Here is a 12785-nt window from a genome sequence, read left to right as displayed (position 1 = left end):
GGTCATGCTGCGCCGCAGACGTCAGGCGAATCATGGAATACCCCACTCTTCGAGGAGATGCATCGCATGGCACTGACAGATGGCACCAAAACAAGCGACGTCGCACTCAACACCGACCTCTACGAGCTCACCATGGCCCAGGGGTTCTGGGAGTCCGGGCAGGCAGATGTCCAGGGCTGCTTCAACGTCTTCTTCCGCGACAACCCCTTCGGCGGGGGCTATGCCATCGCCTGCGGCATGGGCCAGATCGCTGACCTGGTGGAGAACTACGTTTTCGACAAGGAGGCCATAGGCTACCTCTCGGGCATAGAGGCTCCGGGCGGCGGCTCGCTGTTCAAGCCGGACTTCCTCGATCACCTGCGCCACTTTCGCATGAACGTCACGGTGTGGGCGGTCCCCGAGGGAGAGCTCGTCTTCCCGCGCGAGCCCATGGTGCGCGTGGAGGGTCCTCTCATCGATTGCCAGCTGCTCGAGACCGCCCTGCTCAATCTGGTCAACTTCCAGACTCTCGTGGCCACGAAGGCCTCGCGCGTGGTTCATGCGGCAGAGGGGCATCCGGTCTCCGACTTCGGCCTGAGGCGTGCCCAAGGCCCCGATGGGGGGCTGGCCGTCGCCCGCGCCTCCTACATAGGGGGCGCCACCTCTACGTCGAACGTCCTGGCGGGGAAGATGTATGGCATCCCCGTCTTTGGCACCCACGCCCATTCCTGGGTCATGGCGTTCCCCAGCGAGCTCGAGGCATTTCGCGCCTTTGCCCTCTCGAGCCCCAAGAACTGCGTGCTGCTGCTCGACACCTATGACGTCCACCAGGGCATAGCGCACGCCATCACCATCGCCAGGGAGATGGAGGAGGCAGGGGAGCACCTCGCTGCGGTCCGCATAGACTCGGGCGACCTGGCCAAGCTGTCCAAGGAGACCCGCGAGGCCTTTGACGCGGCGGGCCTGCCCTATGTGAAGATCTCCGTCTCCAACGACCTGGACGAGTACACCATCCAGTCCCTCTTCGCCCAGGGTGCACCCATCGACTCCTTCGGCGTCGGCACGAAGCTCGCCACCTGCGATCCCCAGCCCTCCCTGGGCGGCGTGTACAAGCTCTCCGCCACGCGCCTCGGCGACGATGCGCCCTGGGAGGGGGTCATGAAGCTCTCCGAGATGGCGTACAAGCGCACCATTCCCGGCGTGCAGCACGTCAGGCGCTTCTTCGACGCCTCGGGCTGTCCCGTGGGCGACATGATCGTGGATGACGCCTACGCCACGGGAGACCTCTCCCACATGGTTGACGCCGTGGACGACCTGGTGAGCTATGACCTCGAGGGCCTTCAGTCGCGCGAGCTCCTCGAGTGCATCGTGCGGGCAGGCGAGCGCGTGGGGGAGCCGGCGCGCATAGAGGAGTCCCGCACGCGCTGCCGCGAGTCCCTGATGCTCCTTGACCCTGCGGTGAGGCGCTTCCTCAACCCGCAGATCTATCCCGTGGGCCTCGAGGCTGGCCTGGCAGACCTGCGCCGGGACCTCGCCCGCAGGGAGCGTGGCGGCTCACGTCGCGGATAACGAGTGAACTTGTTTCCTTTTGCCAAGTTCTGCAAGAAGAAAAGTGCGCTCTGCTAGACTCGTCTGAAACGCGCAGAGCGCAATCCGTACCAAGTGCGAAGGAGAGAGCATGCCCGAGAAGATCGAGGAGCTTGTCAAGCAGGCCATTGCCGCTGCCCAGGCAGCCGGCGATTTGCCGGATTTCGAGATTGAGGACTGCGGCGTGGAGCGCCCGGCAGACACCTCCAACGGTGACTGGTCCTCTACCGTCGCCATGCGCTCCGCCCGTCTCGCCCACATGGCTCCCGCCAAGATCGCGCAGGCAATCGTCGCGCACATGTCCGAGGACGCCTCCGTCGCCAAGGTCGAGGTGGCCGGCCCCGGCTTCATCAACTTCTACCTGAGCACCTCCGCGCACAATGAGGTCTTCCGCGCCGTTCGCGAGGCGGGTAGCGACTGGGGACGTTGCAACGTGGGTAACGGACTCAAGCTCAACTACGAGTTCATCTCGGCCAACCCCACTGGCCCCCTGCATGTCGGCCACGGCCGCTGGGCGGCTCTGGGCGACTCCATGTGCAACGTCCTTGACTTCGCGAACTACAAGGTGGACCGCGAGTACTACATCAACGATCACGGCTCTCAGATGGACGTCTTCGGCGGATCGGTCGCCACGCGCTACCTCCAGCTCGCGGAGGTCATGGAGAAGGACGGCGTTGACCTCGATGCCGCCCATGCCGCCCTTCTCGCCGACCGCGAGAACTACGTGGAGGACGAGGACGACGAGCGCCCCGAGAGCCACCCCTACATGGACTCCTTCAACGAGGTCCTGGGCGGCAACTCCTATGGCGGCGACTACATCATCGACATCGCCCGCGACTTCTACGCGGAGTTTGGCGACAAGTGGGTCTCTGTCGGGGCGCAGGAGCGCGCCGACGAGTTCCGCGAGCGCGCCTATCAGGCGATGCTCGCTCGCATCAAGGCCACCTGCACCCAGGTGCGCTGCGAGTTCGACCTCTGGTTCTCCGAGCGCTCCCTCTACGTGAAGGACGAGTCCGGCACCTCCCCCGTTGACCGCGCCTTCGCCAAGCTCGAGGCCATGGGCCATCTCTACAGGACCGATGACGGCGCCCTGTGGTTCCGCTCCACCACCTTTGGCGATGACAAGGACCGCGTCCTTATCAAGAGCAACGGCGAGTACACCTACTTCGCCTCCGACGTTGCCTACCACTGGGATAAGTTCCAGCGCGATGACTACTCGATCGACCTGTGGGGGGCGGATCACCACGGTTACATCGCGCGCGTCACCAACGTCTGCGACGCCCTTGGCTATCCTGGCCAGTTCGAGGTAGACCTTGGCCAGTTCGTGAACCTGCTGCGCAACGGCGAGCCCGTCCGCATGTCCAAGCGCAAGGGCACCATGGTGAGCTTCCAGGAGCTCATCGACGAGGTGGGCGTCGATGCCACGCGCTACACCCTCGTCTCCAAGTCATCCAACCAGACCATCGACTTCGACATCGAGGCGGTAAAGGAGAAGTCCAACGCCAACCCCGTCTACTACGTCCAGTACGCCCATGCCCGCATCTGCTCGCTGCTGCGCCGCGCCGCAGGCGTGAGCGAGGAGCAGGCCAAGGAGATGGGCATGGGCGCTGTGGCCGCGCGCGCGATCGGCGATGGCTACGACCTCTCGCTCCTGAGCGATCCCGCCGAGGCGGCGCTCGCCCGCAAGCTCTCCGAGTTCCCCGACCTCATTGCCGGTGCCGCCCGCGACCGCGCGCCCTTCCGCATCACCCACTTCGTGGAGGAGCTTGCCAGCGCCTACCATTGCTTCTACGCCAACTGCCAGGTGCTCCCCAGCGAGGGGCGTCCCGTGGACGAGGAGCTCTCCCGCGCACGCCTCGCCGCCTGCGATGCGGTTCGCGTGAACCTCGAGGTCGCCCTCGCCCTCATCGGTGTGTCTGCCCCAGAGGTCATGTAGCACAACCACGCAGCATTCGCTGGCCCTCCCGAGGTCGTCTCGGGAGGGCTTTTTTGTTTGGGCGCAACGATTGTTCCCCTGTTCCCACTTGCGCTCACCTGCGACAACGCCTATAGTCAACAGCATGTGATGGCGTCGCTGCCCATGCGTCGCCCAATCCCCCCGAACCCAGAACGCATCCACATACATGCCTGTGACTAGGGCGCCATTGCCCTGGAATACCTCTTTGAGAGCATTCCCCGCGGTTTCCCGTCCCCCGTTCCTTCCGTGCCGCGAGACAGGTCCTGATGCTTCGTGAAAGGCGAGTGCATGGCAGAAGAAACAGACCAGGAGGCAAGGATCCAGCCCATGGAGACCCCCTCAACAGACGAGGCCCCCAAGCCAAAGAGGCGCAGAAGGGCCACGAAGGCGGAGGAGCCTTCCCCGGAAGCGGTGGTGGCCCCGGCCGCTGTCCCTGAGGCGGCAGCCGAGCCTCCCGTGAAGCGCCGCCGCGGGCGCCCCCGCAAGGCCGATCAGCTCTCTGCCCAGGCCGCCCTTGACCTCGAGGCGCTGAACAGGACCGTGCAGGAGGCAACCAGGGCATCCTCGGTGCCCAGCGCCCCTCCCCAGACCACTCTCTCCGCAGAGGAGCTCCCCGCCGCCCCCAGGCGTCGTGGCAGGCGCAAGAAGTCCGAGCTCGTCGAGGAGGCCGCCGCGCAGGATCCTGGCACCCAGGCCCAGGCCGCGCCTCCCAAGGAGGGCACGTCCCGGGAGGCCGAGGTCGCACAGCACGAGCATGACATCCCCAAGCGCGACGTCCTTGCCTCGCCAGCCAGCCAGGATGCTTCCGAGGATTCCCGCCAGCAGGACGGGAGGAGGCGCAACTCTCGCCGTGAGCGCACCGGAGCGTATGCCGGGGCCTCCTCCGGTGCCAGCCAGCGCAACAACCGAAACCAGCGCAACCGCCGCAACCGCCGTGGCAACCAGGCGGAGCAGGCCCTGGAGCCCAGCCTCAGTCGCGATGAGCTCCAGGCCATGAAGGTGGCAGACCTGCGCTCAAAGGCGGCCGAGCTCAAGGTCGAGTACGTGGGGGTGCGCAAGAAGGACCTTGTCGAGACCGTCTACCTTGCCGCCGCCCAGGCCGAGGGCTTCCGTCGCGTCGAGGGCGTCCTGGACATCCAGAGCGAGGGCTACGCCTTCCTGCGTACCGGAAACTACATGAGCGGCGAGTCCGACGCCTTCGTGCACCAGCAGCTCATTCGCCACTATGCGCTTCGGGCGGGCGACAAGATCTCTGGTAGCGTGGGCCCAGCTCGCTCCAGCAACAGCAAGTTCCCCCCGCTCCAGAAGGTCGACAGCATCAACGGCCGCCCACCCGAGGAGATGCGCGGCCGTCCGCGCTTCCGTGACCTCACGCCCATCTATCCCAACGTCCGCCTTGTGATGGAGCACGGGAAGGACTCCATCACCGGCCGCGCGATCGACCTGGTGGCGCCCATCGGAAAGGGCCAGCGCGGCCTCATAGTCTCGCCTCCGAAGGCGGGAAAGACGACCGTCCTCAAGAAGATCTGCCAGTCCATTGCCACAAACAACCCCGAGGTGCACCTCTTCTGCCTGCTCGTGGACGAGCGTCCCGAGGAGGTCACGGACATGGAGCGGTCCATCCGGGGAGAGGTGGTTGCCTCGACCTTCGACATGCCTGCAGACAACCACACCGCCGTTGCGGAGCTCGTGATAGAGCATGCCAAGCGCCTCGTCGAGATGGGCGAGGACGTGGTGGTGGTGCTTGACTCCATCACGCGCCTCGCACGCGCCTACAACCTGGCCCAGCCTGCCAGTGGTCGCATCCTCTCTGGTGGCGTTGACTCCGCGGCCCTCTACCCGCCTAAGAAGTTCCTGGGCGCCGCACGCAACATCGAGGGCGGGGGGTCTCTGACCATCCTGGCATCCGCCCTGGTGGATACCGGCTCGAAGATGGACGAGGTCATCTTCGAGGAGTTCAAGGGCACGGGCAACATGGAGCTCAAGCTGGACCGGGACCTTGCGGACAGGCGCATCTTCCCTGCCATCGACCCGGTCGCCTCGGGCACGCGCAACGAGGACCTTCTCATAGATGCGGAGCTGCAGCCCTTCATTTGGGGCATCCGGCGCGTCCTCGCAAACATGAACAACACAGAGCGCGCCGCAAGCGCCCTGGTCAAGGGATTGCGTGCCACGAAGGACAACGAGGAGTTCCTCATCCGCTCGGCAAAGAAGGCCCAGCAGAACGAGTACATGGCATAGCCTTCCAGGCAAGGGGCCTATTGGGGGGTGCGCACGTCGTGCAGGCGGGCGCACCCCCCCTCTTTTGCGAGGGAATTGACTCGTGTCGTCTTGCATTCGGCTGCGGAAGAGATACCATCAAAGCTGTCTGAGTGGATTCTGGCTCGGGCACAAATCATGACGGCACATGCAGATGAGACGAACCCCGCCGTTGTTCCCACGCGCAGCAAGGCTGCGTCGTGCTCCGCACAATGCGGATCTCCTCCTGTGACGGCATGGCGTGCCCCAGCCCGTGCGTTGGAGGTGTTCTGTGATGGAGGGACGGCAGAGGCACAACCCAGCCGTTTACGCGGGGCTTATGGCGGCGACCCTGATGCTGTCACCCCAGACCGCGCAGGCACGCTCTCTCACCGAGACCATCTTTGCCGCTGGTCCTTTGCCCTTCCTTGCCGGCGCCCTTGCGGGAGGCCTGGCAACCACCCTTGCCTGCGCCCTTGTCATGCGCCACGAGGCGGATGATGTCGATGACGGCTCTGCTGCCGTGGGGGCCACCGCCGTCCCGTGGGCCCCAGACGCCACGCCAGCCAGCCATGTGGCTTTGGACTACGAGGACATCGCCGAGAACTACGTGCGTCATGGGTCCTGGCAGGAGAAGCTCGCCGCTCGTGCGCGTGGCGTCAGGGACGTCCTGGCGGAGCGCCTGGGGACGGACCGCTTTGAGGGCCTTCCCATCATCGAGAGGGCGGATGGCAGCGTGGGCGACGTGGGGACGAGCTGGTGGAACGCCCGCCTGAGCCAGTCCGTGCGAGCCGTGGGGGACCTCGATGCCCGCGTTCCTCCCATTGACGCCCTTGAGGTCCCGAGCTGGATGGAGGGCATGTCCCGTCCCGCCACCTCGAAGCAGGCCTCGGCCACCCCCAGGCCTTCCGCTCGCGCGCGCTCCAGGGCGGCCATAATCGCTCGCAGCGTCGCCGAGGTTGACCAGGGAGTCTACCCCGAGCGCCGCAGTGCCGTGGACCTTGACCACAAGGACGTCTGGGAAGAGGCCCTTGCCGCCATGAGCGAGAGGATCGAGCAGGCCCAGGCGGCTCCCGTGTTCGTCGCGGCGGCGAGCGAGTCTGACGCCTCCTCCGCCAGCGAGCGGATGGCGCAGCCCACCAGGTTCATCCCGTTCAAGGCGCCCGCGGGGCATCCAGAGGTAGTTGACACCGAGACCTACGTGGACTACCTCATCAGCGAGGAGTTCTCTCGCAACTCCTCCCAGGCGGCGCGTCGCAGCTCACGAAACTATCTCCATGTGATCGAGGGAGGCTCCCAGGCCATCAAGTCCACTGCCTCGCTCAAGGTCAAGAGGGGACGTGACCCCAAGGAGCCCTATCGTCCCAAGCACATGGCGCCCCCGCTTGACCTGCGCGAGGCGAGGCAGGCCTAGAGATGGGCTGCCACTGGCCGCGGCACCTGGCACGCGATCACAGAGACCTTGTGCCCTGCCTGCTGTGGGCCTGCTTCATATGGGGAAACTCCCTGGTGCCCGGGGGAGTCTCGACCCTCGGGAGCGACAAGGTGGCAGAGCTTGCCCTCCCGGCCTTCTCTCTTCTGGGAGTGGCGGAGGTCCGACTCATGACCCTTGTGGTGAGGAAGCTCGCTCACCTTTTTGAGTATGCCGTGCTGGGTGGGCTCGTGGGCGGGCCCGCGTCGCCGCCGCGCATGGCCTCACGCGCCGCCTTCTTCCTCGTCCCCGTTGTGGACGAGGCCCTGCAGCTGCTGGTCCCCGGGCGCTCGGGCATGCTGGGCGACGTTGTCCTCGACCTTGCCGGCATGCTTCTGGGGCTTCTTGTTGCCGTGGCCTGGCGCAGAATTGTTACTCGCCGGTCAACAGTGTTAACAGAACAATAAGTAATGTTCCCTTCTCCCTGAAAAGCCAGTTGCCGCCTATAGTCTCATAGCATCCGCTGACCGAAGGGCGGTCGGCGCTCAGACCCCAGGGAGGGTGAAATGGCTAGCTCAATCAGTAGGCGTCAATTCGTGAAGCTCAGCGGCATTACTGCCGCCGGATTCGGTGGTGCTTCCCTAATTACTGCCTGCGGCGGAAAGTCCTCTTCCTCCGCTGGGGGCTCTTCCATCAAGGTGGGCGTCATGGGACCCTATTCTGGCGACCTCGCCCAGTACGGCCTTGCCGTGCGCAACGGAGCCGAGCTCTACGTCAAGCAGGTCAACGCTGCCGGCGGTATCAACGGCAAGCAGGTGGAGCTGAGCATCCAGGACGAGAAGGGCGACGCCACCGAGGCGGTGAACGCCTACAACAAGATGGCCGAGGAGGGCGTCGTCGGCATCATCGGTGACGTCACCTCCACCCCCTCCATCGCCGTCGCGCAGGCCTCCGTCGCGGACAACATGCCGCTGGTCTCTGCCTCCGCAACCGCGGCAGACTTCATCGCCTTTGGCCCCAACGCCTTCCGCGCCTGCATCACCGACCCCTACCAGGGCAAGCTGATGGCGGACTTCGCCGCCTCACGGGGCTACAAGACCGTTGGCACCATCTATAACTCTGGCGGCGACTATGAGGCGGGCGTGAACGACGCCTTCGTCAAGGAGGCTTCCGCAAAGGGCATCACCATCACGACCCAGCAGGCCTACGCCTCGGGCGACGTCGACTTCAACGCGCCGCTCACCTCCATCATCTCGACAAACCCCGACGCGATCCTCTCGCCAAACTACTATCAGGACGATGGCAAGATCGTGACCCAGGCCCGCGCCCTCGGCTACAAGGGCGTCTTCCTGGGTGCCGACGGTTGGTCCAACATCGTGGGCGGCAAGGAGGAGTACGCCTCGGCAGCCGACCTCGAGGGCTGCTTCTACGACTGCTCCTTCATCAGCGAGGACGAGAGCGATAAGGTCCAGCAGTTCATCAAGGACTACGAGGCCGAGTACGGCAGCGCCCCCACCAACTTCTGCGCCCTGGGCTATGACGCCGCCATGGTCATGCTGAGCGCCATCGAGACCGTCGAGCAGGCGGGCGCCACCGAGGCCGGAAGCGACGACTACAGGCAGGCGGTGGTGGATGCCATCGCCAGCGGCAAGGTCGAGGGCGTCACTGGCAGCATCAAGTACAACGGCACGGGCGATCCCGTGAAGCCCACGCTGGTCATCACCTTCGAGGGCGGGTCTCAGAAGGTCTTCGACACCATCGAAGCCGACTAGCCCCCTGCTACGGCAGCGATTGGGGCGCCGGGGGCCACACCCTCTCGGCGCCCCCTCCTTACCTGCGCGTTTGGCTTTTCTTCCCAAGAGAGGAAGTGTTTGCAAGTGACCTTTCTGACGCAGCTGCTCAACGGCCTGCAGCTGGGCAGCATCTATGCGCTCGTCGCCTTGGGCTACACGATGGTGTACGGCATCATCCTTTTGCTCAACTTCGCGCATGGCGACATCATCATGATTGGTGCCTACATCTCGTGGATAGTCATGTCCCAGCTGGGACTGAGCCCCGTCCTTGCGGTCCTGCTCTCCGTGCTGGGATGCACGCTGCTGGGCGTCCTGATCGACAAGGTCGCCTATGCGCCCCTGCGCAACGCCCCGCGCCTGTCCATCCTCATCACGGCCATTGGCGTCTCGTACCTCCTGGAGAACGGGGCGCAGCTCGTCTTTGGCGCTGACGCAAAGGTGGTCCCCAGCTTCATCGACACCACCTCCATCAACGTGGCAAGCCTGCAGCTCTCTCCCATAGCCCTGCTCACCGTCGCGGTTACCGCCGTCTCCACGGCCGTGCTGAGCTTCCTCGTCCAGAGGACCAAGCTGGGCAAGGCCATGCGCGCGGTTTCTGAGGACATGGGCGCGGCGCGCCTCATGGGCATCAACGTCAACACCACCATCTCCTTCACCTTCGCCATGGGCTCCGCGCTGGCGGGCATAGGGGCCGTCCTCTATTGCATGGCGTACTCTCAGGCAACTCCCACCATGGGGGTCATGCTGGGCACCAAGGCCTTCGTGGCGGCGGTGCTCGGCGGCATCGGCTCAATCCCCGGCGCCGTCATCGGAGGCCTTCTGGTGGGCTTCGCCGAGGTGCTCGTCTCGGCGATAGGCCTTTCCGTCTGGAAGGACGCCGTCGTGTTTCTGCTTCTGATAATCGTGCTGATCGTCAAGCCCACGGGCATCCTCGGTCGCACCATGAGCGAGAAGGTATAGGGGGTACGCCAATGGTCAAGGAGACACGTGATCCCAAACCGTACATCTCGCTGGGCGCAGGGGGCAGGAGGGGCCGCAGGCCGCTTCCCATGCCTGTGCGCTATGCCATCAATGCCGCCCTGGTCCTGGCCTTCCTGGTGGTGGGGGAGCTCCTGATAGATGGCGGCTCCATCAGCCGCTACCAGACCTCGGTCCTGGAGCAGATAGGCATCTACGTCATCATGGCAGTCTCGCTCAACATCGCTACGGGCTATTTGGGGCAGCTTCCGCTGGGGCATGCCGGCTTCATGTCGGTGGGCGGCTACTCCTGCGCGATCCTCATCATGCGCCTGCAGCCGGTGTTTGGCATCGCGCTGCGCGACTTCGCGGCTCCCACTCCCGCGGCGCTCGCGCTCTTCGTCTGCGGGCTGCTCTTCGGCGGCGCCATGGCAGCGCTCTGTGGCCTGGTCATAGGCATTCCCGCCCTGCGGCTCAAGGGCGACTACCTTGCCATAATCACCCTTGGCTTCGCCGAGATCATCCGTGTGGTCATGCTCAACGTCGACGGCCTCCTGGGAGTCGACCTGACGGGCGGCGCCAAGGGCCTTACGGGCATCCCCGCCTACACCAGCTTCCTCAACACGTTCGTCGTGGTGGCCATCTCGCTCTTCCTGATCCACACCATGATGAAGTCGCGCCATGGCCGCGCCATCCTGGCCATTCGTGACAACGAGATAGCCGCTGAGGCAACGGGCGTCAACACCACCTACTACAAGACCCTTGCCTTCGTTGTCTCCGCGTTCTTCGCGGGCATTGCCGGCGGGCTGTACGCGGGCTGCATCGGCGTCATGGCCCCTGCCAAGTTCGGCTTCATGAAGTCCGTAGAGGTTCTGGTCATGGTGGTACTCGGCGGCATGGGTTCCATGCTCGGCTCGGTGCTCTCCGCCACCGTGCTCACCATTCTCCCCGAGGCCCTGCGCGCCTTTGCCGACTACCGCACGCTCGCCTATGCCGTGGTGCTCATCGTTGTCATGATCTTCCGTCCCCAGGGCCTCATGGGGACCTATGACTTCTCCCTGACCTCCTGGGTCGATCGCTTCCGTAACGGGGACCTGCCCTGGAAGAAGCAGAAGGGTGGGGAGGTGCGAGCCGATGCCTAACGAAGGCAGCAAGAACAGGCGCTCCATCCTCGTTCAGATGGAGACCCCCAACCTCATTCCCGAGCGAGACCTGGGCCAGATTCCCGTGCTCCAGGCGGAGCATCTGGGGATTGACTTCGGTGGGCTGACCGCCGTGGACGACTTCAACATCGCGATGGGTCCCACGGAGATCTCGGGCATCATCGGGCCGAACGGCGCCGGCAAGACCACCATCTTCAACCTGCTCACCAATGTGTACAAGCCCACGCGCGGCACCGTTCTCATCGACGGATACGACACCGCGGGCAAGTCCATGGTTCAGGTCAACAAGATGGGAATCGCCCGCACCTTCCAGAACATTCGCCTCTTCGGCCAGATGACGGTCGAGGAGAACGTGCTCGTGGGGCTGGGCAACTCCATGTCCACCCATCTCCTGCACGACATGCTGCGCCTTCCTCGACACTGGAGGCAGGAGGCGGAGTTCCACGACCAGGCAATGGACCTTCTCGGCATCTTCGACATGCAGGGCCTTGCCAAGACCAAGGCGGGCAACCTGCCCTATGGCGCACAGAGGCGCCTCGAGATCCTGCGTGCGCTTGGGACGCATCCCAAGGTGCTGCTGCTCGACGAGCCTGCCGCGGGCATGAACCCCAACGAGACCGAAGAGCTCATGGAGAACATCCAGAAGATTCGTGACGAGTTCCAGATCGCCATCCTCCTCATCGAGCATGACATGAACCTTGTCATGGGCGTCTGCGAGGTCGTGGGCGTGCTGGACTACGGCAAGATCATCGCCAAGGGCACGCCGGACGAGATCCAGAACGATCCCAGGGTCATCGAGGCCTATCTGGGCAAGCAGGGGGTGAACTAGGTGTCGTCCATCCTTTCGGTGCGGGACCTCTGCGTCTCGTATGGCGCCATCAAGGCCGTGCGCGGCATATCCTTCGAGATCAACGAAGGAGAGATCGTCACGCTCATCGGCGCAAACGGCGCGGGCAAGTCGTCAACTCTCAACGCCGTCTCGGGCCTCATCCGTCCTGCCAGCGGAGAGGTTGACTTCAAGGGCCAGAGCCTCGTGGGCGTTCGCCCCCACAAGATAGTCGAAAGGGGGCTCGCGCTCTGCCCCGAGGGCAGGCGCGTGTTCACCCAGATGAGCGTGGCGGAGAACCTCGACATGGGTGGCTACACCAGGAGTGATGCGGAAAACGAGGAGACCATGAGGCTGGTGTTCGACCACTTCCCCCGCCTGAGGGAGAGGGTCAGCCAGTCTGCTGGCACCATGTCCGGTGGCGAGCAGCAGATGCTGGCCATGGGGCGCGCCCTCATGAGCAAGCCCGACCTGCTCATGCTGGACGAGCCCTCCATGGGCCTTGCCCCGATACTGGTGGATGAGATCTTCACCATCATCAAGGAGCTCAACCGCCAGGGGACGACCATCCTGCTGGTCGAGCAGAACGCCTCGATGGCACTTTCCATCGCTGGCCGTGGCTACGTTCTGGAGACGGGCACCATCAGCATGACCGGCACGGGTGCCGACCTGCTGCACAACGACGACGTCCGCAAGGCCTACCTCGGCGCGTAGGCCTACCGCCGCGCTTCGATGCGGCGGGCGCATGCGCCTCGTGCGGCAAGGCGGGTCACTCCATCGCGCGCCTGTCCTCCTGGAGCGGTTTCACAGGTGGGCAGGCGCGCGTTTGGGGAGAGAGGCGGGCCCTCGCCATGCATTGGGTCCGCTCGCCTGC

General features: G+C 64.7%; 10 protein-coding genes. All 10 read left to right on the top strand.

The genetic code is table 11. The features are described from left to right. Positions 1–66: 66 nt before the first annotated feature. The 10 genes from CZ375_RS04605 to CZ375_RS04560 all read left to right on the top strand — a co-directional run bounded on the left by CZ375_RS04605 (position 67) and on the right by CZ375_RS04560 (position 12625). On the top strand, positions 67–1548 hold the full coding sequence (locus CZ375_RS04605; RefSeq protein WP_077598111.1) for a nicotinate phosphoribosyltransferase: 1482 nt from the start codon (positions 67–69) through the stop codon (positions 1546–1548). Between the two features lie 109 nt (positions 1549–1657). Continuing rightward, positions 1658–3502 carry an arginine--tRNA ligase gene (gene argS, locus CZ375_RS04600; RefSeq protein WP_077598110.1) on the top strand — a complete coding sequence of 615 codons (1845 nt, stop codon included), beginning with the start codon at positions 1658–1660 and terminating at the stop codon, positions 3500–3502. A 294-nt stretch (positions 3503–3796) separates the two neighbouring features. Continuing rightward, the gene (rho, locus tag CZ375_RS04595; protein WP_407668499.1) at positions 3797–5764 is read left to right on the top strand and encodes a transcription termination factor Rho; all 1968 of its coding nucleotides are present in this window, start codon (positions 3797–3799) and stop codon (positions 5762–5764) included. Between the two features lie 352 nt (positions 5765–6116). Then, positions 6117–7175, top strand: coding sequence for a hypothetical protein (locus tag CZ375_RS04590; protein WP_143803075.1), 1059 nt, complete (start codon positions 6117–6119; stop codon positions 7173–7175). A gap of 2 nt (positions 7176–7177) precedes the next feature. Then, positions 7178–7639 carry a VanZ family protein gene (locus tag CZ375_RS04585; protein WP_077598107.1) on the top strand — a complete coding sequence of 154 codons (462 nt, stop codon included), beginning with the start codon at positions 7178–7180 and terminating at the stop codon, positions 7637–7639. A gap of 99 nt (positions 7640–7738) precedes the next feature. After that, complete coding sequence (locus tag CZ375_RS04580) at positions 7739–8944, top strand: ABC transporter substrate-binding protein (RefSeq protein ID WP_077598106.1); 1206 nt, start codon at positions 7739–7741, stop codon at positions 8942–8944. A gap of 105 nt (positions 8945–9049) precedes the next feature. Further along, entirely contained in the window at positions 9050–9925 is an 876-nt protein-coding gene (locus CZ375_RS04575) for a branched-chain amino acid ABC transporter permease (RefSeq protein ID WP_077598105.1), read from the top strand. 11 nt (positions 9926–9936) lie between these two features. Beyond that, complete coding sequence (locus tag CZ375_RS04570; protein WP_077598104.1) at positions 9937–11064, top strand: branched-chain amino acid ABC transporter permease; 1128 nt, start codon at positions 9937–9939, stop codon at positions 11062–11064. Further along, the gene (locus CZ375_RS04565) at positions 11057–11914 is read left to right on the top strand and encodes an ABC transporter ATP-binding protein (RefSeq protein WP_077598103.1); all 858 of its coding nucleotides are present in this window, start codon (positions 11057–11059) and stop codon (positions 11912–11914) included. The genes CZ375_RS04570 and CZ375_RS04565 overlap by 8 nt, the downstream gene beginning before the upstream one ends. After that, positions 11915–12625, top strand: a complete 711-nt coding sequence (locus CZ375_RS04560) for an ABC transporter ATP-binding protein (protein WP_077598102.1) — start codon at positions 11915–11917, stop codon at positions 12623–12625. Positions 12626–12785: the final 160 nt, after the last annotated feature.

Source organism: Olsenella urininfantis (assembly GCF_900155635.1).
Taxonomy (GTDB): Bacteria; Actinomycetota; Coriobacteriia; order Coriobacteriales; family Atopobiaceae; genus Olsenella_G; species Olsenella_G urininfantis.
Note: the sequence above shows the minus strand (reverse complement) of the source record. Positions and strands in the feature narration are given on the sequence as shown.